Consider the following 22312-nt stretch of genomic DNA (forward strand, 5'->3'; position numbering starts at 1 on the left):
TAGTTATCTTTTTTGTATGAAATAACCGACAGTCCAAACCCGACAAATTGTTTCCGTGTTACTCGTTTCGTAGCTGTTACACCCTGGAGCGGTAACACCTCAATGTGCGGCGCGCGCCTTGGCTACCCGCGAACCGGTAGGGCGACCCAGCACGTCACAGATCTGCCGGCCAGCACCCATCAGTGCGTCCAGGTCGACGCCGGTTTCAATGCCCAGGCCATTGAGCAGGTACACCACGTCTTCGGTGGCAACGTTACCGCTGGCGCCCTTGGCATACGGGCAACCGCCCAGGCCTGCGATAGAGCTGTCGAACACGGCGATGCCTTCCAGCAGACTGGCGTAGACGTTGGCCATGGCTTGGCCATAGGTATCGTGGAAGTGCCCGGCGAGCTTGTCCCTGGGCACTTCAGCCGAAACCACTTCGAACATTTTGCGTGTGGCGCCAGCGGTGCCGGTGCCAATAGTGTCCCCCAAGGACACCTCGTAGCAGCCCATTGCGTACAGTTCGCGGGCAACCCACGCCACTTGTTCGGGCTTGACCGCACCTTCGTACGGACAGCCCAGCACGCAGGAGACGTAACCGCGCACGCTGATACCGTTCTGCCGGGCGGCCTCCATGATCGGCACGAAGCGCTCAAGGCTTTCCTTGATGGAGCAGTTGATGTTGCGCTGGGAGAATGCTTCGGACGCGGCGGCAAACACGGCAACCTCTTTAACGCCGGCCGCCAGCGCGTCTTCAAAACCCCGCAGGTTCGGCGCCAGGGCGGCATAGGTGACGCCGGGCTTGCGCTGGATCTGCGCGAACACCTCGGCGGAGCCGGCCATTTGCGGCACCCACTTGGGCGAGACAAAACTGCCGACTTCGATATAACCCAGGCCGGCGGCGCTCAGGGCATCCACCAGGCGCACCTTGTCGGCGACACTGATGGGTTGTGCTTCATTCTGCAGGCCGTCGCGAGGGCCGACTTCAATCAGGCGTACAAAGGAGGGAAGGGACATGGGATTGACCTGTAGTGGGCTGCCAGTATCAAGAGGATGACGATGATTTCCTGTGGGAGCGAGCAGGCTCGCTCCCACAGGGAGAGTATTACTGCAAGGTTTCCTGGCCTTTGATCGTCTGCTCCAGGGCCTGGATGCAACGTTCTTCGGCGGTGTCGAGTTCCAGCTTCATCTGTTCGATGTCCAGCAGTTGCTGTTCAAGTTGCTCCCGACGCTCGGTGATTTTCGCCAGCATGCTGTGCAGCTGTTTCTGATTGCCGCTGGTGGGGTCGTAGAGTTCGATCAGTTCACGGCACTCGGCCAGGGAAAAGCCGATGCGCTTGCCCCGCAGGATCAGCTTCAGGCTGACTTTATCCCGAGGCGAATAAATGCGTTCCTGGCCACGTCGCTCCGGACTCAGCAGGCCTTGCTCTTCATAGAAACGGATGGCCCGGGTCGTGATATCCAGCTCGCGGGCGAGGTCGGAGATGCTGTAGGTCTGGCTGCTCATGGAAGCGCTCGAAACGAAAGGGGCTGGCGCTAAGCTAATGGCAGGTTGACGTTCGCGTCAAGCAATGAGGTCTCAATGCAGACACACCACCTGTGGGAGCGAGCCTGCTCGCGATAGCGATATACCTGTCAGCATCTATGCTGACTGACCCAGCGCTATCGCGAGCAGGCTCGCTCCCACATGGGATTTCCTAAGCCTTGTCGAGCTTCTTCTCATGAGCCGTCACCTGCTGGCACAGCTCGATCATCTGTTCGCGCATCCAGCGGTTGGCTGGGTCCTGGTCGGTGCTTTCATGCCAGTAGAGATGGGTTTCCACGGGGGGCACATCGTTGACCGGCAATACGAAGGCATGCAAATCGTGACGACGGGCAAAGCGCTCGGGCACGGTCATGACCATGTCGGTCTGCTGCAACACCTGGGACGCCATCAAGTAATGCTGGGAGCGTAGGGCGATCTTGCGCTGGATGCCCATCTTGCCCAGGGCCAGGTCGACATAACCCAGGCCGTTGCGGCGGCTGGAAATATGCACATGAGTCTGGGCGAGGTAATCATCGAGGCTGATTTTTTCCTTGCCCGCCAGTGGGTGCCCCTTGCGCATGGCGCATACATAACGGTCTTCCATCAGCTTGACGTGGCGCACTTGCGGGTCGGTATTGAGTGGCGCGTCGACGGCGAAGTCGAGGCGCCCGGCGGCCAGTTCCTTGGTGGTTTCGCGGCGTTTGGACAGGAAACTTTCGATGGCCACGGTCGGCGCCAGGCGTCGCAGGCGTTGGAACAGCGGCGGCAAAATCACGCCTTCGGTGAGGTCGGTCATGCTGATGCGGTAGGTCTTGACCGCTTGCAGCGGGTTGAAAATCCGGCTTTCCTGCACCGACACCCGCAGCAACGATAACGCATTGCGCACCGGGCCAATGATGTTCTGGGCCATGGGCGTGGGCACCATGCCCTGGGCCGTGCGCACGAACAGCGGGTCATTGAAGGTCTCGCGCAAACGCGCCAGGGCATTGGACACCGCCGGCTGAGTGATGCCGACAATCTGCCCGGCGCGGGTCAGGTTGGCTTCGGTGTAGATCGCGTCAAAAACGATAAAAAGGTTGAGGTCGACCTTGCTCAGATTCATGGCGCTGCACTCTTGTTCTTGGGCTTGTTGTGAGGTGCCGGGTGGCGATGCAAATCAGTGAACCATATATCGGTGATGAATGTTAATACACGCCGAGAATAGGTTAGGTAAATTTTCGTAGCTGAACTAGCATCGATTTCATGACCTAAAACAACCTCTGCCAAGAAGGTGCTTCTCATGGATTTTGCGTATTCCCCGAAGGTTCAGGAATTGCGTGAACGTGTCACCGCGTTCATGGACGCCTACGTATACCCGGCCGAAGCCGTGTTCGAACGGCAAGTGGCCGAAGGCGATCGCTGGCAGCCCACCGCCATCATGGAAGAGCTCAAGACCAAGGCCAAAGCCGAGGGGTTGTGGAATCTGTTCCTGCCCGAGTCTGAGTTGGGCGCTGGCCTGACCAACCTCGAATACGCGCCGTTGGCAGAGATCATGGGCCGTTCTTTGCTGGGGCCGGAGCCGTTCAACTGCTCGGCGCCGGACACCGGCAACATGGAAGTGCTGGTGCGTTACGCCAATGAAGAACAAAAACAACGCTGGCTGGAACCGCTGCTGCGCGGCGAGATCCGCTCGGCCTTCGCCATGACCGAGCCGGACGTTGCTTCTTCTGACGCCACCAACATGGCCGCCCGCGCCGAGCGCGATGGCGACGAGTGGGTGATCAACGGCAAGAAGTGGTGGACCTCAGGGGCCTGTGATCCGCGCTGCAAGATTCTGATCTTCATGGGCCTGAGCAACCCCGATGCGCCGCGCCATGCTCAGCACTCGATGATTTTGGTGCCGGTGGACACGCCAGGGGTAAAAATCGTACGTCCGCTGCCGGTGTTCGGCTACGACGACGCGCCCCACGGCCACGCCGAAGTGCTGTTCGATAATGTGCGGGTGCCATACGAAAACGTCTTGCTGGGCGAAGGGCGCGGCTTTGAAATTGCCCAGGGTCGCCTCGGCCCGGGCCGGATCCACCATTGCATGCGTTCCATCGGCATGGCCGAGCGTGCATTGGAGTTGATGTGCAAGCGTGCCGTCAGCCGCACCGCCTTCGGCCAGCCGTTGGCGCGCCTGGGCGGTAACGTCGACAAGATCGCCGACTCACGGATGGAAATCGACATGGCGCGCCTGCTGACCTTGAAAGCGGCGTACATGATGGACACCGTCGGTAATAAGGTCGCCAAGAGTGAGATTGCCCAGATCAAGGTCGTTGCGCCGAACGTGGCCCTGAAGGTCATCGACCGGGCAATCCAGATTCATGGCGGCGCGGGGGTTTCCAACGATTTCCCGCTGGCCTACATGTACGCCATGCAACGCACCCTGCGCCTGGCCGACGGCCCGGATGAAGTGCACCGCGCCGCCATCGGCAAGTTCGAAATCGGCAAGTACGTACCCAAGGAAATGTTGCGTAGCGGGCGCTGAGAGGTCATCCACCACGAGCCTTTGTAGGAGCAAAGCCCGCCACGAGCCTCTGTGGGAGCAAAGCTTGCTCGCGATAGCGGTGTGTCAGCTTGCATCAATGTAGAAGGCGCCGCCGTCATCGCGAGCAAGCTTTGCTCCCACAGGTTCATCCTGTGGGAGCGAGTTCCCTTACTCCTTGACGCTCATGTACTCCTCGGCCCAACGGATGTAATCCTCGGGCTGGGTGTAAGTGTGGGTCAGCTCGGTGGCGCTCAGATCCGACGCTTGGGTGAAGATCTGCCGCTGCTCGCGAAGGCTGTCATAGGTGGCCTTGATCGCGGCGAAGTAGGCACCGTGACCATCAATGGTGACGCGCACGCCGAGCTCTGCCAGGCGTTTGTCGTCACGCAGCAACGGATTGCCATAGGTGACGAGCATCAACGGCACGCTCAGGTTTTCGCTGATCTGCGCCAGGTGGTCGAAGTCCTGTACACCCACCATGCAAATCCCGTCGGCGCCGGCACGTTCATACTGCTGGGTGCGACTGATGATTTCCTGGACCGGCAAGATCCCGGCGTTGGTGCGGGCAATGATCGCCATTTCCGGGTCGACCCGGGCTTCCAGCGCTGCGCGAATCTTGCCGACGCCTTCGGCTACGCCGATCAGGTCGGTGGATTTACGGCCAAACTGGGCCGGCAGCAGCGTGTCTTCGATGGTCAGAGCCGCCACGCCGGCGCGTTCGAGTTCGATGATGGTACGCATCACGTTCAGGGCGTTGCCATAGCCGTGATCGGCGTCGGCAATCACCGGCAGTTGGGCTACGCGGCCAATGCGGGTGGCCTGCTCGGCGAATTCGCTGAGTGTAATGAGGGCAAAGTCCGGCGCCCCCAGCACTTGCAGCGACGCGACCGAACCTCCCAGTATCCCTACTTCAAAACCCAGGTCGGCGGCGATGCGCGCTGACATCGGGTCAAACACCGAGGCGGTGTGGTAGCAGGTATCGCTAGCCAGCAGTTGGCGAAAGTTGCGACGCAAGTCTTGATGGGAAAGCCTGGGCATATGAGTTCCACCATTGGAATGGAAAGGCTTGAGCAAAAGTGTCAACGCCGAAAGATCCAAAGGCTATCACGCGCAAGGCTCAAAGATGATGACGAATGTGCATGGGCGATGCTTGCGTCGAATACAGGGGCTGCAGACCTGAAGGTTTGCAGCCTGGCAAAAATGCCATCATCCGGTGGGCGGTCAGTCCTTGATCGGTACGCTCCAGATCTGCTTGATTTCATGGATGTTGCCGACGTTGTAACGAGTCGGGAGGCCAGGAATCGTGCAGTAGATTTCGTTCTCCAGCTGCGTTGAGGTATCGATCACATGGCTACCTGCCCGCAGTAAGGGTACTTCAGTCCAGTTTTTCATCAGGTTATTCATGGTTTTCTCCTTCTTTTGTTACCGGGCAGAGAAAGACTGCTCGGGGTTTAGCAATGACAGTGTGTCGTTAAACAGCGCTACCTCCTGTGTAGCGATGCCGGGGTAAAGGGGTGTGTAATTATTATCGAAGCACCAGGCCTCGTCGGTTTTGGTCGGTTGTTCGGGGTGAATAAGCAAACTCAGCGATGCGGACATGGTGTGCGGTGCGATTTGTTTATGGACTTCCCGAAGTGCAGGCATGTGCAGAACTTCACCAGGCGCAAGTTTAAGTATTCGTTCTTTGCCCAGTCGGGGTGTTTTGCCCGCTTGCAGTGGCAAGTCATCGAGTATTTCACGTATGATCGTGGTGTAGCCCTCGCCGCTATAACCGACTGCATACATTTCAAAGTCATGGTTGTGATTCAGGTTGTAGATGAAAGTTTCGCTCTCATCCTGGGTTTGCACTGGCGACCAGAATCCCAGTCGAAGGGTAAATAGATTATTGCTGTGCAGTACAAATGCATAGGCATGGTAGAGACTGTTGCGTGGAACAAAACCGTGCTGCTGGATCGTCGCATACAGATGGTTGCTCAATAAAGAACGGTTGGTCGCCAGTTGACGCAAGTCCGCAATGATTTTGCGTTTGTCTCGTTGCATGTCATAAGTTTCCAGGCGCTCGACAAAGGTGTCCAGATTCATGCCGCCTTCTCCAGCGGAGAAAGTAAATTGTCCAGTCGCGTGTCCTGGCGTTTTTTCAGGAGCGGGACGTAGCTCAATGCGATCTGTGGGTCGGCCTGATAAAGTACCTGAAAGGCTTTCCACACCACGGCGGGGTGGTAGTGATAGACCAGCTCCTCCGCAACCCTGGTCCTCTCGGGGTCCTGAATCGTTTCGAGTAACTCAAGACTCACCAGATACCGGGCAGCACTTTCGTCGTGAGGCAGCCAGGCAACTTTGCGCAATGAGACACGATGAAACACGCTGATGTCTGTACCTCTGTCTGGCCAGTTGATCCTGCCCATCAAACCACCGGACTCCGGGCCCAACGGCAAGTAGTCAAATACGGTTCGGCTGCCATCAATGATCAGCGGGTTTTTTTTGTCGATGATCACCACATCGCTTTTTTCGAGTTGATGCGTACTCAGGGTATAACGCTGAACTTTGAAAGGGCGGTCGACAGCGAATACGATGCTTTGCCCGGGCACCGAGTACAGAGGCGATGAGTCTGTTTCGGTTGTAAGTGCTTTGATGCTTATATTGCCAATGCTGGTGCGGTGTAATGTAATGGTGCCTGTGTGCAGGTTGGTGATGTTCATGATGGCCGCTCGTCGGGATTGCGCTGTGGCAAATGTTGATTGAATACCCAGGTGAGTGGTCAGTTGATTGATTTCTGTTGTCATGTCTAATGTTTTTATTTTCTCCGCTATGTATTCCGGCGGTAGTTTTGTGGCAATTAGATTATTGAGCATGAACGTAGTCGTGGCAGTGGGTCGGTGTTTGAAAGTATGGGTTTTGTGTGGGGGAGAGGCAATTATGGAATTGTCGGCAAGTATTACTATCCAGCGCGCCTCTATAATCGTCTCAGCAGCGTAGGGCGTTAGTGTGGATAGATCACAGCATGGCTCTCACGTTACGCGAGGGATTGAGGAGGAACTCGACAAGTTGTAAGCAATGATTGAGGTGACCAAGGTGCAGGCAAATGGTCGGAGGTTAACGCGTGCCAGTGGACGCGGTATTTGTGCTCGAACCTCGAACGAGGTCTACGCCGCCACCGCCTGCCGCCCCTGTTTAAGCAACGCCACGGCGCGCACCGTGTCACCCGGTTGCACCTGCAGGCGTTTGGCGGTGAGACGGTCCACCAGTAGGCTGTGGCCGTGCTGGTGTGCCCGGGCACTGGTGACGCGGCAGCTTTCCAGCCGTCGGTTATGGATCAGCCAGACCTGTGCCTGGTCGTCCGGGTTGCCAATTTCCAGAGTCAGCGACTGGCTGTCGCGCACGGTCCGGATATCCGCTACCGGCGCCTCGATCACCGGGCCGCCATCGAAGATGTCAATGTAGCCTTTATGGGCAAACCCTTCGGCGCCAAGGATCTTCATGGCCGGCTCAGTGTTCGGGTGGGCCCTGCCGATCACGGCCTGGGCCTGCTCGGTGAGCAGGCAGGTGTACAGGGGTTGGCGCGGCATCAGCTCGGCGATGAACGATTTGTTGCCCATGCCGGACAGCTGGTCGGCGTAGCTGAAGTCTTTCTTGAAGAAGTGCCGGCCCAGGCTGTCCCAGAACGGTGAGCAGCCGTGCTCGTCGGCGTGCCCTCGTAATTCGGCGATCAGTTTTTCACCGAACAGCTGGGAAAACTCGGCCACGAACAGCAAGCGCGCCAGGGACAGCAGGCGCCCGTTATGGCCGCGGCGTTGTTCGGGGTGCAGGAACAACGAGCAGATCTCCGATTGCCCGGTCATCTCATTGTTGAGAAACAGCGTTGGTATCTGCCGCTGGATGCCCAGTTCAGGCGCCGAGCTGACGGTGACCCCGACCCGATAGTTGTACCAAGGCTCACGCAGCCCGACCGCCCCGGTCAGGGCGCTGATACCGACCACTTGTCGATCATCGTCCTCAAGCACGAACAGGTAATCGGCATCAGCGCGCTCGACTTGCCCGGCGAAGGTGCGCTGGGCCCAGCGCACACGGTGGGCCAGGCGTTCTTCGTTGGCCGGCAGGCTGGTGAATCCAGGACCCGCGCAATGGGCCAGGTCCAGCAACGCAGGCAGGTCCGTCAGAGCGACCGGGCGGACAATCATGATGCAGCTCCTTCATCGTGCCAGTCGGGGCGCGGATGCCAGACAAGGGGGCGAGTGAGGTTCATAACGCGACCACCCGGATCTGTTCGCCGTCCGTGATGTCCAGCGCGGCCAGCATCTGCGAGGTCAGGGGCACGGTGTCTTCGGCAATGAAGTCAAGCTCGGCCACGATGGCCCGGTAATTCCCAAGGCCATCGTTGCTCAGCAGAAAACGGCCGCCGACCTCACTGTATGGGCAGTGCCGGGCCTTGGCTATGCGGCTTTCGGCGATGGAGCGGATGTTCGGCAGACGAGCATGCAGTGTCGGCCCGCCGTCGAAAATATCCACGTAGCTGTTGGTTTCGAAACCCTCGCGCTCCAGGATGTCGAAGGCCTCCTGGCCATCGGGGTGCACCCGGCCGATACAGGCTTGGGCCGCCTGGGACAGCATGGGCACATAGATGGGGTATTGCGGCATCAGTTCGGCGAGAAAGGTGCGGCTCTGCAGGCCGCACAAGCGTTCGGCTTCGGCGTAGGGCAGGTCGAAAAAATGCTGGCCGACGGCATCCCAGAACGGCGACTGACCGTCATCGCTGCTGAAGCCAACGATTTCAGTGATCACTGATTCGGCAAAACGGTGCGGATGAGCGGCGATGAACATCAGTCGGGCCCGGGACAGCAGCTCCGACTCCGGCGTGCACACACGTTCGGCGTCGATGTGAAAACCGCGTAGCAGCGTCTGGCCGTTGAGGTCCTGGCACAGCGACAGCGCGGGTACGCCGTGCTGGATGTTCAGTTCCCGGGACTCGCTGGTAAACGGTCGGTGGCGCAGGCTGTAGAACGGCTCGTTGCAGCCGGTGCTGGCGAGAATCTCGGAACAGCCGGTCAATCGCCCGGATGCCAGGTCCTCCAGGACGAAGAAGTAATTCTCTGCACCCGGACTTTGCACATCGGTCTCGAATGAGGCACACGAATCGAGGATTTTCTCCCTCAGGCGCCCGGTGTCGTCGGGAAGCGATGTGACGCCCACCAGGCTGTCACGGGCCAGTTGCTGCAATTGCGGCAGATCGCTTAATTGAACTGGACGTAAAGCCAGCATGGAATGCACTCCTTCTCCAAAGAGCCCGGTGACTTGCACCGGGCTTGACGATCACTGTCGATGTCCACGCATTGTGACGACGGCTGGTCGAACCCCTTCGACCGCCGATCCTCACTGTCCCGCAGGGTCAGGCAGGGCGGTAGCGGTGCCGAACTTATTGAGCACGGCCAGATAGACCAGGCCCGCGGCAATCCATATCAGACCGAGCTTCTGCGCCTCCACGCCCATGTTGTACATGATGGCCGCGACGATGCCGAAACCGACCAATGGGCAGATCAGGTGGCGAATCACCTGGCCGGACCGTTGGCGGCGCCAATGATGGTTGATCACGGTGATATGCAACAACATGAAGCCGCTCAAGGCGCCGAAATTGACCAGGGAAGTCAAGGTGTCCACGGCATTGATGAACAGGTAGCAGATCATCATCGACAGCACCGCTACCAGATAGATACTCAGGTACGGGGTGTTGTGTTTCGGATGGACCTTGGCCAGTACTTTGGGCAACTTGCCGTCCCGGGCCATGCCGAACAACAGGCGCGACACCGCTGCTTGCGAGGTGATTGCCACGGCCACGCCCCAGGCCAGCGCCGTGGCAACAGCGGTCAAAGTGGCCAGCCAACTGCCGGCAGCCAATTCGGCAATTTCATAAAACGCGGTATCGGCGGATTTGAAGCCCATGCCGGCCGCCAGGTCGGTGGCAATCCAGGTCTGCACGACGAAAATCACCCCCATCACCAGCAGCGTGATCAACGCCGCCTTGCCCACGCTGCGCCCCGGATCGTTCTTGATCTCTTCGGCCAGGGTGGAAATGGCATCGAAGCCCAGGAACGACAATACAGCGATGGACACGGCCTGCATCAACAGCGCGAAATCAAAACGCTCCGGGCTGTACAGCGGCGCCAGGGTCAGTTGGCCGTTACCGGCGCCACCCTGCAAGGCATTCCAGGCGTAGAACAGGAAAATGGCCAGCACCATCAGTTGCGCCAGCAGGAAGATGATGTTCATCCGTGCGGTGAAGGTGATGCCCCGCAGGTTGACGAAGGTCGCGCTCACCAGGAATGCGAGAATGAAACCGACCTTGGGAATGTCCGGGTACAAATGATTCAATGCCATGGCGGCGTAGACATAGAGCAGGGGCGGGATCAGCAGATAGTCCAGCAGCATCAGCCAACCGGCGATGAAGCCCACGTGGGGGTTAAGACCCCGTTGCGCGTAGGAATAGACGGAGCCGGCCACCGGAAAAGCCCTGGCCATGCTGCCGTAGCTCAGGGCCGTGAACAGCATCGCCACCATGCCGATGATGTACGCCAACGGCACCATCCCCGGCGCCTCGGCGTTTACGTAGCCATACACACCGAACGGTGCAATGGGGATCATGAAAATCATCCCGTACACCACCAGGTCCGTCAGCGACAGGCTGCGCTTCAACTCCTGCTTGTAGCCAAATTCCTCGATACTCATGAGCCGTTCTCCTTCTCAGCTGTGTGTGGGTGTGCTCTTGCTTGTCGCTTGCCGCTCAAACCTTGCCGCTGCTTTCCTACAACAACGGCGCCAGGTAAGCACTCCAGGTCTGCACCGCTGTCGGGCTGCGTAGCAGGTCGTTGCGCACTTCGATCAACACCGAATCCAGGCCGCGTGCATCGCCATGGACCGGAACCGTCATATCGGTCGAAGGGTTGATTTTGTACGGCTGGTTGCCGGCTACCCGCAGCGAGTGCCGGCTCAGGCCGTCGACGATGCGCTGGGCATAGTCCTTGGCTTCGCCGAACAGCACGCCCGCTTCCAGGGCGCGCGGCTGGCCATAGAAAACCGACGTAAAACTGTGGATGCCCACCACCCGCACCGGCCGGTTATCAGCCAGGCGCTGGTCGATCAACGCTCGCAGTCGATCATGGAAAGGATGGAACAGGCACTGCTGGCGATATTCACGCGTGGCTTCATCGAGGGACTGGTTGCCTGGGATCTGGTAGATCTCGCTCTGGGGCGGGATGCTGTCGGGTACGTGAAGCGGACGGTTCAGGTCGATCAGCAGCCGTGAATAGTTCGCCGCCAACAAGGTCGCTCCAAGGGTTTCGGACAGTTGTTCGGCCAGCGCCAGAGCGCCTATATCCCAGGCAATGTGCTCCTGGACCGCCGTCTCATCCAGGCCCAGATCCTTCAACGCTGGGGGGATGAAGCGGTCGGCGTGTTCGCACACCAGGATCAACGGGTGTTCGGAGTCTTCCCGGATCAAGCGATAGGCCGGCCCGGTGTAAAGGCCCGATTCAGCACATTCAATAGATTCGCGCATAGTGCTCACACAGCTCGGCAGGTGACAGCGCCTGGGTCAAGGCCAGCTCCTGGGCCTTCAAGGCTAAATAGGTTTCGACCAGAGGGCCGGGCAGGGCTTCGAACAGCGCCCCGCTGTGGCGCAGGCAGTCCAGCGCCTGGGCCAGGGTCGTCGGCAGGGCGATAATGCCACGGGCACGACGTTGTTCTTCGTTCAATTCATCGGGTATTTCATCGGTGACCGCCGTGAGCGCCAGTCGTTGCTCGATGCCCAGTCGCCCGGCGATCAACAGTGCCGCCATCGCCAGGTGCGGCGAAGCGGTGGCATCCATGGCGCGAAATTCCAGGTTGTACTGGGTCGCCACCGGTTTGCCGCTTACGCTCACCGTCGGGCAGATGCGCAGCGCCGCTTCGCGGTTACGTTGCCCCAGGCAGGCGTAGGACGCGCTCCAGTGATGGGGTTGCAGGCGTTCGTAGGACACTGGCGTCGGCGCGGTGATCGCGCACAGGGCTGGCAGATAGTGCAACACCCCGGCGGCCCAGTACTGGCCCAGGCCCGACAGGCCGTTGGCGCCGCCAGCATCATGCAGCACGGGGGCGCCGTCCAGGTCCTGCAGACTCATGTGCAAATGCACGCCGTTGCACACGGCATGTTCCGACGTCTTGGGGGCGAAACTCACATCCAGGCCCATTTGCCGGGCGATCTCCCGGGTGATTTCCCGCACGTTCACCGCACGATCGGCGGCGGCCACGCCCAGGGTCGGGCGGCAGGTGATTTCATACTGATGCTTGCCGTATTCCGGCAGGAACATTTCCGGTTCGGCGCCGCCTGCTCGCAATGCGCTGAGTAACCATCCGGCAAACCCGGCTTGCTGGCGCTGGGCCTGGAGACTGAAGGCCAGGCGATCCGGTTGGGGGTGGGGGGTATTGAGGCTGAACTCATGCTCGAACGCGGCGAACACCTGCAAGCCCAGCTCGGCGCGATAATGTTGCACTTCCTCGTGCAGCAATGTGCGAGGGCAAGTGGCCCAGGGCCGACCATCGGTTTCCCGCACATCGCAATGAATGAAATCCAGGGCGGGCGCCTGGGCATCCGGGCCATTGTCGACCGTTACCCGGCTGGACAGGTCCGGGATCAGTCGCAGGTCACCATAAGCCCCCCAAGGGTTGGCCGATGCGATGATGTCCTGGGGCGTCAGCGCACTGTTGGCCGGCACCCAGCCACAACCGGCCTCGACGTAGTGGGGCAGTTCATCACTGGGGAACGAGCGGCCGCGGGTCACGCCGATCAGGTCGGTGCAGACCAGGGTGGACACGGGCAGTGGGGCCAGGGGCGTTGCGGCATCGAGACGGCTCATGGCTGCATCTCCTGCAAACGACCGAGCACGGTGTCGGTATCGGTGATCCAGCAATAGCCTTTGATCGCGTTCAGGCAGGCCAGATGGCGTTGTTCGCTGTAAGTGGCGCAGGCATCTTCCACCAGCGTGACCAGATAGCCGCGGTCGGCGGCGTCGCGCACGGCCATGTCGACGCACTGGTCGGTGACGATGCCGGCGATGACCAGATGACGGGTCTGCAGGTTGCGCAGCACGTAGTCGATGTTGGTGGAGTTAAAGACCCCCGAAGACGTCTTGGGCAGCACGATCTCGTTTTCCCGCGGTGCCAGTTCGGCGATGATCTGTGCTTGCGGGCTGTCTTTGGGCAGGTGCATGTCCGACAGTTTATGGTCCAGTGAGCGATCGCGACCATCGGCGGTCAGGCTCTGGATGTGGGTGTGCAACACGTTTTGCCGCGCCGCACGCACCGCATCGAGCAGGCGCTGCTGATTGGGGATTACCTGTTGGCGGGCACGGCGGATGAAATACTCGGCCTCGGGCGTGGCCAGGTGGGCGTCGAATTGCGGCTCGAGCCAGGCGCGTTGCATGTCCACCAGCAGCAAGGCCGTGTGGTCGCAGGTGAACGGCAAATCCCGGGGGGAGCGGTGGGGGAGCGAGAACATCCTTATTTTTCCTCCAGCAAGTGCGTGTTGAACTCCGTGCGCAAGATGTCGATACCTTCCAGGCGCTCGGCCAGATCAGGGCATTGCAGAGTCAGGCAGGCAATAAGCGCTTCGACCTGGGCCAGCGCCGGTACCAGGCTGTCGAAGGCCGAGATCGATTCCACCGGCGCACTGATGATCAGGTCGGCCAGTTCCCGTAACGGTGAGGTGTAGACGTCGCTGAACAGTACCACCCGCGCATGGCGTTCCTTGGCCGCGCTGGCCACGCGTTGGGCCTGGGCCTGGTAGCGACGATAATCGAAGATCAGCACCACGTCCTGGCGCTGCACGTCGAACAACCGGTCGGGTAACTGGGCGTTGTCTTCCAGGACAAAACAGCCGGCACGCAGCAGGCGCAAGTGGTTGAGCAGGTATTGGGCAAGAAAGCTGCTGAAACGCCCGCCAAAACAATGCACCTGATGCCGGCTGTCGAGCAGCCATTGCACAAGAATGCGCACGTCTTCGGGTTGAGTCAGGGCCTGGGTGTCGGTGAGGATACGCTGGCTGGTCGCCAGGTACTGGCTCCAGGTGTCGCCTTGCTGCAATTTGGCCCGCGGTTGCAACAGGGTGCGAGGGGAACGCAGGCGATGGTCCATGTCACTGAGCAGCGCATCCTGGAATTCGGCATAACCGCCAAATCCGAGTTTTTTCACCAGACGCACGATAGTCGGGTCGCTTACGCCGGCATGATCGGCCAGGCGCGACATCGGCCCGAGGCCGTTGCGCGGATAATGATCAAGCAGGGCCCGTACGACCTTGCGTTCCGACGGCGTCAAAACCAGGCCGGGATCGGTAATCAGGTCTCTAAGAGGCGGCATCCGTGCTCCTTGCCTGGATGGGTGTTGGATTTCTTTCATAACTCCTGAAAATAGTATTTATGTAACGGGTACTACATGTCCAGCGGTTTTTACGTTCTGTTTAAAATGCTCGAAAGTTGTGCGAAAGCCTTGTAGGACGGGGACTTGATCCATTACGTCAGCTGATGCCTCTGTCGGTGTAAGACATAGCGCCTTTTTGTCTCAGTTATTTGATTTCATATAAGGTGCTGTACAAGAAAAAGCTTGAATATCGTCTCCATGAAACCCGTTCGATTGCCTGAGTACTCCGTGTGCAAGCCACTCGCCTGACCCTGATGTGCCATGCCCGCACCGTCGCCCAGAAACAGGCGCGTTTCGGCCTGGATGAACCGCTGGACGCCGACTGGCTGGCCAGGCATCCGGAGCCCGGTCACGGCTACCAAAATGTTCGACAACTGCTCTGTGGGCCGGAGTTGCGCACCCGGCAGACCGCCGCTATGTTCGGCGATGAGCCCCTGGTGGTGGCTGACCTGGCCGACTGCGATCTTGGTCGCTGGCGTGGATTGTCCATTGACGAGTTGCTCAAGGCTGAACCGAAATCACTGCAAACCTGGCTCGACGACCCCGATGCCGCTCCCCATGGCGGCGAATCCGTCACTCAATTGTGTCATCGTGTCGGGGCCTGGCTGGCTGGCCTGGAAGGTAGGCCGGGGCATCTGCTGGCCGTCACCCATCCATTCGTGATCCGCGCGGCCCTGGTGACGGTATTGCGCTGTCCGGCAGCCACCTTCAACCGGATCGACATCGAACCGCTGTCCACCGTCGAGTTGCGTTTCAACGGGGTGTGGCGGATGCGCACCCAGGGTCGCGGCCAGGAGTCACTCGAATGAAAAAGCTATCAGTCATCGGCATCGGCGCTGGCGATCCGGATTACCTGACGATGCAGGCGGTGAAAGCCTTGAATCGGATGGATGTGTTCTTTCTCATGGACAAGGGGCCTGCCAAGCAGACGTTATTGGATCTGCGGCGGGAAATCTGCCAACGCTACATCGTTGATCGTACGTACCGTTTCGTCGAAGCCTACAGCCCCGAGAGAGAACGCGGCGACGTGGACTACGCTGCCAGCGTCGAAGATCTGAACCGTGCGAAGCAGGCTACCTTCGAGCGGTTGATCGATGAAGAACTGTCTGACGGGCAGTGCGGTGGTTTTCTGGTCTGGGGCGATCCGTCGTTATACGACAGCACAGTGCGTATCTTGCAGTCGATTCTCGACGCGGGCCGCTGCGCCTTCGAATTCGAGGTAATCCCCGGCATCACCAGCGTCCAGGCCCTGGCGGCGCAACACAAAGTGCCGTTGAACAGTATTGGCGGTTCGCTGGAAATCACCACGGGACGCCGGCTGGCGGCGGGGCAGGTCGGTGACTCGGCAAGCGTGGTGGTGATGCTCGATGCCGAAGATGCATATCGCCAGGTGTCCGATCCTGATACGCACATCTACTGGGGAGCCTATGTGGGCACACCGGATCAGATCCTGATCGCCGGTCGGCTGGAGGAGGTGGCCGAAGGCATCGAACGCACCCGCAAGGCCGCACGGCAGGCTAACGGGTGGATCATGGATACTTATTTGTTGCGCAAACCCTGATACCTCAAACCCCAATGTTCGACAGTTCCCCTGTCAGCTGACCGCCTTCGCCCCACGTCCAAACCGCTCCCGGTACACCGACGGCGCCAGCCCCACCACGCTGCGAAATGCCACGCGAAAGCTTTCCACCGAGCGGTAGCCGCACAACTGGGCGATGTTGTCGGTGTTGTTTTCGGTGCTTTCCAGCAGCTCGCGAGCCCGGGCCAGGCGCTCATGTTGCATCCAGGCCTTGGGCGACAGGCCGCAGGCCTGGGTGAAGTGCCGCAGGAAGGTTCGTTCGCTCATGGCCGCCTGACTGGCCAGCTCGCGCACACCGAGCGGTTCGTGCAAGCGTTCGCGGGCCCAGTGCATGACACCGGACAAATCGCTGCGTGGCGTGCGGCTGACCGGCGAAGGAATGAACTGGGCCTGGCCGCCCGTGCGCTGTGGTGACATCACCAGTCGCCGCGCCACGGCGTTGGCAACCTGAGTGCCGAAATCCCGCGCCACCAAATGCAGGCAGGCATCAATGCCCGCCGCGCTGCCGGCCGAGGTAATGACTTGCCCCGAATCCACGTACAGCACATCCGGGTCTACCAGGATGGCGGGAAAACTCTTGGCCAGTTCGTCGGTGTAGCGCCAGTGGGTGGTAGCGCCCAGCCCATCGAGCAATCCAGCGGCGGCCAGCACGAACGCCCCGGAGCAGATCGAGAGCAGGCGGGCGCCTCGGGCATGGGCGCAGCGCAGTGCCTCAAGCAATGCCTGCGGTGGTGGTTCGTCGCGACTGTGCCAGCCGGGCACCACGATGGTTCGCGCCGTTTGCAGTAATTCCATGCCGCCATCGGCCAGGATCTGGAAGCCGCCCATGGCACGCATCGGGCCGTCATCGACGGCAACGATCCGGTGTTTGTACCAAGGGAAATCGAATTCAGGTCGGGCAAGGCCGAATATCTCGATGGCAATGCCGAATTCGAAGGTGCACAGGCCATCATAGGCGAGGATGGCGACCAGACCGGGGTTGGGCTGCATATGGCGGAAAATTCCCACAGAGTGTCGTATGCGCCACTGTAGCGGTAAGCACTGGGCGGATAAAGTCTGCTTTCGCCATCATCCAACTTTGGAGTCCCCATCGATGACCAGCCTGGTTCGCGAAGTTCCTGCTGCCCCGTCCGACATCGCCCTGCAGCATTTCAGCCGGCGTCTGACGTTCGAAACTGATTGCTCCGACGTTCATGCCAGCCAACAGGCTGGAGAAGTCGATTTCGTGCTGGTGGATGTGCGCGGGCCACTGGCTTTCGAGCGCGGGCATGTGCCTGGGGCGATCAACCTGCCAACCCGGTCGCTCACCGCCCAGGCGCTGGCGGCTTATCCCAAGACCGCCCTGTTTGTGGTCTATTGCGCAGGCCCGCATTGCAACGGCGCGAACAAGGCGGCAGTGCGTCTGGCGACCCTGGGTTATCCGGTCAAGGAAATGATCGGCGGTGTCATGGGTTGGCTCGATGAAGGCTTTCGTCTGACTGGCGCAGTGGAGCGGGTGGCGGACAAGGTTATCGGCTGCGACTGCTGACCCTCCCCAGCAGGTGGGATGCAATTCCTGTGGAGAGGGGGATCGTCCTCTCGCCACATCCTTTGTAGCTGTCAGGATTTTCGCAAACCCCGTGATCACCCGCCATACCTGGCTGTTTTTATAAATATTTGTCGCCTCAACACAATTCGCCGCCTGAGTGCCCCCCTAGACTGCCGGCCACTTCGGTTTTTACTGACCGAACGCTGCCTAAGAAATCTGCCAATAACCTGCTAATAAAAACCCTGCGCACTCAGGAGCAAAAATGAAGAAGCTAATAATGTTCGGTGCCCTGGCACTGTCCGTGTTGTCCTTGTCGGCCGTGGCCGAAGACGCCAAGCCGATCCGCCTCGGAATCGAAGCCGGTTACCCGCCTTTCTCGATGAAAACCCCGGACGGCAAGCTGACGGGTTTCGATGTTGATATCGGCGATGCGCTGTGTGAGCAGATGAAGGTCAAGTGCACTTGGGTCGAGCAGGAATTTGACGGCCTGATCCCGGCGCTGAAAGTGAAGAAAATCGACGCGATCCTGTCGTCCATGACCATCACCGACGACCGTAAGAAGAACGTCGACTTCAGCATCAAGTACTACCACACCCCGGCGCGTTTTGTGATGAAGGAAGGCGGCGACGTCAAGGACCCGCTGACCGAACTCAAGGGCAAGAAAGTCGGTGTACTGCGCGCCAGTACCCACGACCGTTTCGCCACCGAGGTGCTGGTGCCCGCCGGCATCAATCTGGTGCGCTACAGTTCCCAGCAGGAAGCCAACCTGGACATGGTCGCCGGTCGTCTCGACGCCATGCTCGCCGACTCGGTCAACCTCGACGATGGCTTCCTGAAAACCGACGCTGGCAAGGGCTTTGCCTTCGTGGGCCCGACCTATGAAGATGCGAAGTACTTCGGTGGCGGCGCCGGCATTGCGGTGCGCAAGGGTGATAAGGCCCTGGCCGAGAAATTCAACGACGCCATCACGCAAATCCGCGCCAATGGTACGTACAAGAAAGTGCAGGATAAATACTTCGCTTTTGATGTCTACGGGCATTAATCGCTGAAACCAAGGTGGCCCGCCGTTGACCCGGTCGGCCACCTTTTTCATGGGCGAGTGTTTTAACCCGGCACCCGTCGAAATACCGTCATTGGGAGTACCTCATGCAACGCATCGACCATACCCTGCCATGGAGCCATCTGGGCAGCGAGCGCCGGCTCAGTGTGTTTCGTTATGGCCACGGCCCACGCAAGGCCTATATCCAGGCCAGCCTGCACGCCGATGAACTGCCCGGCATGCGCACGGCATGGGAGCTGAAACAACGACTCAACGAGCTTGAGACCCAAGGCTTGCTCAACGGCGTGATCGAACTGGTGCCCGTGGCCAACCCCATCGGCCTGGACCAGCATGTGCAGAGCGCTCACCTGGGGCGTTTCGAACTGGGCAGCGGCAAGAACTTCAATCGGTCTTTCGTGGAACTCAGCGCTCCGGTGGCACAACGCATCGGTGATCGACTGGGTGACGACCCGGCCGCCAATATCACGCTGATCCGCCAGACCATGGCTCAGGTGCTGGATGATTTGCCGGCGCCGCCTTCACAACTCCAAGCCCTGCATCGGCTGCTGTTGCGCCATGCCTGCGACGCCGATGTCACCCTGGACCTGCATTGCGACTTCGAGGCGGCGATTCACTTGTACGCCTTGCCGCAACACTGGCCGCAGTGGCGCTCCCTGGCCGCGCGGCTGAAGGCAGGAGTGGCGTTGCTGTGCGAAGACTCTGGCGGCAGTTCGTTCGACGAGTCCTGTTCCTCGCCCTGGTTGCGCCTGGCCAAGGCCTTCCCCGAGGCCGCGATCCCGCCGGCCAATCTGGCGACCACGCTGGAGCTGGGCAGCATGGGCGACACCCGAGTGGATCAGGCCCAGGCCAATTGCGAAGCCATTCTCGGGTTCCTGGCCGAGCAGGGGTTCATCGGTGGTGACTGGCCGCCCGCGCCCGCACAATGTTGTGAGGGTTTTCCGTTCGAAGGCACTGAGTACCTGTTCGCGCCGCACCATGGGGTGGTGAGCTTCCTGCGCGAGGCCGGTGAGTGGGTGCAGCAGGGCGATCCGTTGTTCGAAGTGGTCGATCCATTGAACGATCGGGTCACCACGGTACGAGCCGGTACCAGCGGGGTGTTGTTTGCCCTGGACCGTGGGCGCTATACCCAGCCTGGAATCTGGCAGGCGAAAGTGGCCGGGCGAGAGCCGATTCGCACGGGGAAATTGATCAACGACTGATAACTGCTGTCTACCTCAGCGCACGCTCGTTGCCGTGCGGCTGTCGAATGATGGAGGAAGACTGATGTTCAAAGCGTTCGCCCTGTTGCTGTTGGTAGTGTCTTGCGGTTTGCAGGCTCAGCCTGCGCTGCATACCGATTTGCCCCTCGACTACCTGGCCCACGCCGATGAGCAGGCCAGAAACCGGCCGCTGGTGATTTTCCTGCATGGCTCCGGCGGCAGCGAACAAGACCTGTTCGACCTCAAGGATGAGTTGCCCAGTCACTACAACTACCTATCGGTACGGGCGCCCAAGACCGTGGAGCGGGGCCAATATCAATGGTTTGCCAAGAAGGGCGAGGGTGCCTACGACGGTGACACGGCGGACCTGAGGGCCAGCGGCCAGATGCTGCTGGATTTCATCGAGAAGGCCCGGGTCAAGTACCCGACCGATGCGAGCAACGTATACCTGGTCGGTTTCAGCCAGGGCGCGATGATGAGTTACGAAGTCGCCTTGCGACATCCCGAGGCTGTCGGCGGCATTGCCGCGCTGGGCGGGCGGGTGCTGTCGGTGTTGCGGGCCGAACTGACTCCCGACGAGTCGCGCCGGACCCTGGCGGTGTTCATCGGTCATGGCACGGCGGACTCGGTGATCCCTTACCATGACGGCACCGAGGCGAACAGCTTCCTCAAGACCCTGGCCCTGGAGCCCGAGTTTCATGCCTATCCGGGGGTTGGCCACAGCGTCAGTACCATGCAGGTGCGGGATCTGCGGGCCTGGCTGGAGCGGCTTAATCCCTGATTCAGTGACGGAGGTGTTGAGTGTGCCGCCGCCATCGCGAGCAGGCTCGCTGGTACATTTTTCCGGGATGCTCGCAGACGCCGTATTTGTCACCAGTCCTGTGGGAACAAAGCTTGCTCGCGATGAATTGCGGGTTGGATATAAAGAGTCATGTCGCCCCAGAACCTCTGTGGGAGCGAGCCTGCTCGCGATGAAAACAACCCGGTCCATCAAGTCACTGACCCGCGACGATCTGCTTCACCAGCGCCTCATGCCCGGCCTTGTCGCGGGCCCGGGAAATGATCTGTACCACTGCCATACGCGTGCCGGAAGCGCCCAGCAACGTTGTATCGAGGGTCGGCCCACCGCCTTGGGTCGCCGTCGTATCGAGCTGACGCAGACCCAGGCCGGTGCCTTTTTGGGTCAGGCTTTTCTCGCTCAGGATCCTGGCGTCCGGCAGGGCCTTGGTTTTCTGAACGGCGAAGTCGGCCATGGTGGTATCGAGGAACGTGCTGTCGTCGTCCTTCACATTCGAGCCATCGATGATGGCGTTTTCAGCCGTGATCACCACGGTTTTGCTGCTGGCATTGCTGTACATCGTCGCCTTCGTCCCAGCCGTGCCCTGGGCGGCGTCGCCGGCCGGAAGCGGCGTCGCTGTGAACCCCTTGGGCAAGGTGAAGTTGAACTTGCCACCCAACAGGGAAACCTTTTGTGCCGGGGCTGCGCCGGCGGTTTTTGGCTGGGCGGCATAAGCAGGCATCACCAGCAGACTGGCAATGGCCGTCAGCACCAGGGCGGCGGCTCGTTTACTTAACAATGACATTGAAACTCTCCACAGAGGGGCGTGCTTGAGAGCGATCATCCCATGGGCGTCCCACCGGCTCCAGCGTCGGTCACGAGTGCGCCACATCATTTGCGCGCGGGGCAGAGGCGCGCACCAGCAAGCGGCGGGTCACCAGCAGCATGACCACTGACACCGCGACACTCACGACAAAGGCCGGCATGCCGAGAGCCGGCAAGGTGAGGGCCAGGGTCAGGCAGAACGCGGTGAAGCAATACATGCCGGTGGCCGTGGCCCGCAGCAACGCGGCGGTGAAGGCCGCGCCCCGGGTTTGCTGGGAGAACACCGCCATGACACTGCCCAGCACCGGGAACACCGCCAATAGCCCGCTCCAGCGTTCCCCCACGGTGCTGGCCAGCAGCGTCACCGCCAGGGTCAACAGCGCGCCGGCGACCATGCGCAGCAGCAGTTTGTCGGATTTTGGCGCCGGGCCGGTCATCACCGGTCGAACCGTCGGGAACAGATAAGGCGCGGCCAGCAACGCAACAATGGCGATCACGCTCGACAGCGGCAGCGACGCCGGCAACCAGGACAGAACCATCGCCACCAGCGCCCAGACGCCCAACGCGATACACAGCGCCCAAGGCCAGTCACGATGCTGGGCGACCCGGGCGTACACTACACAAAATGCAATCATTGCGAACATGGCCGACAGCGCCGCTGTCGCCGACTGAGCGGCAAACGCCTCGCCCTGTTCCAGGGCCAGGAACAACAGAATCGGACCCACCACCACCGGCAACCCCGACAGCCAACCGGCCACGCTCGGCCCCCAACGCCGGCCCGCCAGGGAAATCAACAGCAGGAAAGCGGGGATCACCAATAATTTGAGCAGCAGCACGGGGTTATCCTTGTCAGGCGTCAGGCCGACACGTTAGCACCGACCTTGCAG

At 60.3% G+C, this 22312-nt stretch carries 24 protein-coding genes; 7 read left to right on the forward strand and 17 right to left on the reverse strand.

The window, feature by feature from the left end; genetic code table 11:
• Positions 1–99: 99 nt before the first annotated feature.
• The 3 genes from MA884_RS24875 to MA884_RS24885 all read right to left on the reverse strand — a co-directional run bounded on the left by MA884_RS24875 (position 100) and on the right by MA884_RS24885 (position 2609).
• Positions 100–999 (reverse strand): hydroxymethylglutaryl-CoA lyase, encoded by a 900-nt coding sequence (locus MA884_RS24875; protein WP_256232997.1) that lies wholly within the window; start codon positions 997–999, stop codon positions 100–102.
• Positions 1000–1087: 88 nt separating this feature from the next.
• On the reverse strand, positions 1088–1489 hold the full coding sequence (locus tag MA884_RS24880) for a MerR family DNA-binding transcriptional regulator (protein WP_256232998.1): 402 nt from the start codon (positions 1487–1489) through the stop codon (positions 1088–1090).
• Between the two features lie 190 nt (positions 1490–1679).
• Positions 1680–2609, reverse strand: coding sequence for a LysR family transcriptional regulator (locus MA884_RS24885; protein ID WP_256232999.1), 930 nt, complete (start codon positions 2607–2609; stop codon positions 1680–1682).
• A gap of 177 nt (positions 2610–2786) precedes the next feature.
• On the opposite strand from MA884_RS24885, the gene MA884_RS24890 reads away from it, so the two are divergent.
• Positions 2787–4016, forward strand: coding sequence for an acyl-CoA dehydrogenase (locus tag MA884_RS24890; protein ID WP_256233000.1), 1230 nt, complete (start codon positions 2787–2789; stop codon positions 4014–4016).
• Positions 4017–4184: 168 nt separating this feature from the next.
• Here MA884_RS24890 and MA884_RS24895 read toward each other — a convergent pair whose 3' ends face one another.
• From MA884_RS24895 to MA884_RS24945, 11 genes are all read right to left on the reverse strand, one after another.
• Positions 4185–5054 (reverse strand): oxaloacetate decarboxylase, encoded by an 870-nt coding sequence (locus MA884_RS24895; RefSeq protein ID WP_256233001.1) that lies wholly within the window; start codon positions 5052–5054, stop codon positions 4185–4187.
• A 183-nt stretch (positions 5055–5237) separates the two neighbouring features.
• Positions 5238–5420, reverse strand: coding sequence for a hypothetical protein (locus MA884_RS24900; RefSeq protein ID WP_256233002.1), 183 nt, complete (start codon positions 5418–5420; stop codon positions 5238–5240).
• A gap of 18 nt (positions 5421–5438) precedes the next feature.
• Positions 5439–6098: a transposase gene (locus MA884_RS24905; protein ID WP_256233003.1), complete on the reverse strand. Its 660-nt coding sequence runs from the start codon at positions 6096–6098 to the stop codon at positions 5439–5441.
• A complete protein-coding gene (locus MA884_RS24910; RefSeq protein WP_256233004.1) occupies positions 6095–6868 on the reverse strand; it encodes a hypothetical protein in 774 nt (257 codons plus the stop codon). The genes MA884_RS24905 and MA884_RS24910 overlap by 4 nt, the downstream gene beginning before the upstream one ends.
• A 291-nt stretch (positions 6869–7159) precedes the next feature.
• A complete protein-coding gene (gene astA, locus MA884_RS24915) occupies positions 7160–8194 on the reverse strand; it encodes an arginine N-succinyltransferase (RefSeq protein ID WP_256233005.1) in 1035 nt (344 codons plus the stop codon).
• Positions 8195–8255: 61 nt separating this feature from the next.
• The gene (locus MA884_RS24920; RefSeq protein WP_256233006.1) at positions 8256–9272 is read right to left on the reverse strand and encodes an arginine N-succinyltransferase; all 1017 of its coding nucleotides are present in this window, start codon (positions 9270–9272) and stop codon (positions 8256–8258) included.
• A 111-nt stretch (positions 9273–9383) separates the two neighbouring features.
• The gene (locus MA884_RS24925) at positions 9384–10733 is read right to left on the reverse strand and encodes an APC family permease (RefSeq protein ID WP_256233007.1); all 1350 of its coding nucleotides are present in this window, start codon (positions 10731–10733) and stop codon (positions 9384–9386) included.
• A gap of 76 nt (positions 10734–10809) precedes the next feature.
• Positions 10810–11562, reverse strand: coding sequence for an N-formylglutamate amidohydrolase (locus tag MA884_RS24930; protein ID WP_256233008.1), 753 nt, complete (start codon positions 11560–11562; stop codon positions 10810–10812).
• Positions 11546–12898, reverse strand: a complete 1353-nt coding sequence (locus MA884_RS24935; RefSeq protein ID WP_256233009.1) for a glutamine synthetase family protein — start codon at positions 12896–12898, stop codon at positions 11546–11548. The genes MA884_RS24930 and MA884_RS24935 overlap by 17 nt, the downstream gene beginning before the upstream one ends.
• Positions 12895–13539 carry an isochorismatase family cysteine hydrolase gene (locus tag MA884_RS24940; protein ID WP_256233010.1) on the reverse strand — a complete coding sequence of 215 codons (645 nt, stop codon included), beginning with the start codon at positions 13537–13539 and terminating at the stop codon, positions 12895–12897. Before MA884_RS24940 ends, MA884_RS24935 begins: the two co-directional genes overlap by 4 nt.
• Positions 13540–13541: 2 nt before the next feature.
• A complete protein-coding gene (locus MA884_RS24945) occupies positions 13542–14396 on the reverse strand; it encodes a MurR/RpiR family transcriptional regulator (protein ID WP_256233011.1) in 855 nt (284 codons plus the stop codon).
• A 290-nt stretch (positions 14397–14686) separates the two neighbouring features.
• Between MA884_RS24945 and MA884_RS24950 the strand changes: the two genes are divergently transcribed.
• Positions 14687–15265 carry a histidine phosphatase family protein gene (locus MA884_RS24950; protein ID WP_256233012.1) on the forward strand — a complete coding sequence of 193 codons (579 nt, stop codon included), beginning with the start codon at positions 14687–14689 and terminating at the stop codon, positions 15263–15265.
• The gene (cobF, locus tag MA884_RS24955) at positions 15262–16017 is read left to right on the forward strand and encodes a precorrin-6A synthase (deacetylating) (RefSeq protein WP_256233013.1); all 756 of its coding nucleotides are present in this window, start codon (positions 15262–15264) and stop codon (positions 16015–16017) included. The genes MA884_RS24950 and cobF overlap by 4 nt, the downstream gene beginning before the upstream one ends.
• Before the next feature lie 33 nt (positions 16018–16050).
• Here cobF and ftrA read toward each other — a convergent pair whose 3' ends face one another.
• Positions 16051–17025, reverse strand: coding sequence for a transcriptional regulator FtrA (ftrA, locus tag MA884_RS24960; protein WP_256233014.1), 975 nt, complete (start codon positions 17023–17025; stop codon positions 16051–16053).
• A 103-nt stretch (positions 17026–17128) separates the two neighbouring features.
• On the opposite strand from ftrA, the gene MA884_RS24965 reads away from it, so the two are divergent.
• From MA884_RS24965 to MA884_RS24980, 4 genes are all read left to right on the forward strand, one after another.
• Entirely contained in the window at positions 17129–17563 is a 435-nt protein-coding gene (locus MA884_RS24965; RefSeq protein WP_256233015.1) for a rhodanese-like domain-containing protein, read from the forward strand.
• Positions 17564–17825: 262 nt separating this feature from the next.
• Positions 17826–18605, forward strand: a complete 780-nt coding sequence (locus MA884_RS24970) for an ABC transporter substrate-binding protein (protein WP_256233016.1) — start codon at positions 17826–17828, stop codon at positions 18603–18605.
• Between the two features lie 104 nt (positions 18606–18709).
• Positions 18710–19822 carry a M14 family metallopeptidase gene (locus tag MA884_RS24975; protein WP_256233017.1) on the forward strand — a complete coding sequence of 371 codons (1113 nt, stop codon included), beginning with the start codon at positions 18710–18712 and terminating at the stop codon, positions 19820–19822.
• Between the two features lie 64 nt (positions 19823–19886).
• Positions 19887–20603 carry an alpha/beta hydrolase gene (locus MA884_RS24980; RefSeq protein WP_256233018.1) on the forward strand — a complete coding sequence of 239 codons (717 nt, stop codon included), beginning with the start codon at positions 19887–19889 and terminating at the stop codon, positions 20601–20603.
• Positions 20604–20817: 214 nt separating this feature from the next.
• Here MA884_RS24980 and MA884_RS24985 read toward each other — a convergent pair whose 3' ends face one another.
• Together MA884_RS24985 and MA884_RS24990 are read right to left on the reverse strand one after the other, a co-directional pair.
• Positions 20818–21405 (reverse strand): hypothetical protein, encoded by a 588-nt coding sequence (locus tag MA884_RS24985; protein WP_256233019.1) that lies wholly within the window; start codon positions 21403–21405, stop codon positions 20818–20820.
• Between the two features lie 70 nt (positions 21406–21475).
• Complete coding sequence (locus tag MA884_RS24990; RefSeq protein ID WP_256233020.1) at positions 21476–22261, reverse strand: hypothetical protein; 786 nt, start codon at positions 22259–22261, stop codon at positions 21476–21478.
• Between the last annotated feature and the right edge of the window lie 51 nt (positions 22262–22312).

It is taken from the genome of Pseudomonas sp. Q11, assembly GCF_024494355.1.
GTDB lineage: Bacteria > Pseudomonadota > Gammaproteobacteria > Pseudomonadales > Pseudomonadaceae > Aquipseudomonas > Aquipseudomonas hefeiensis.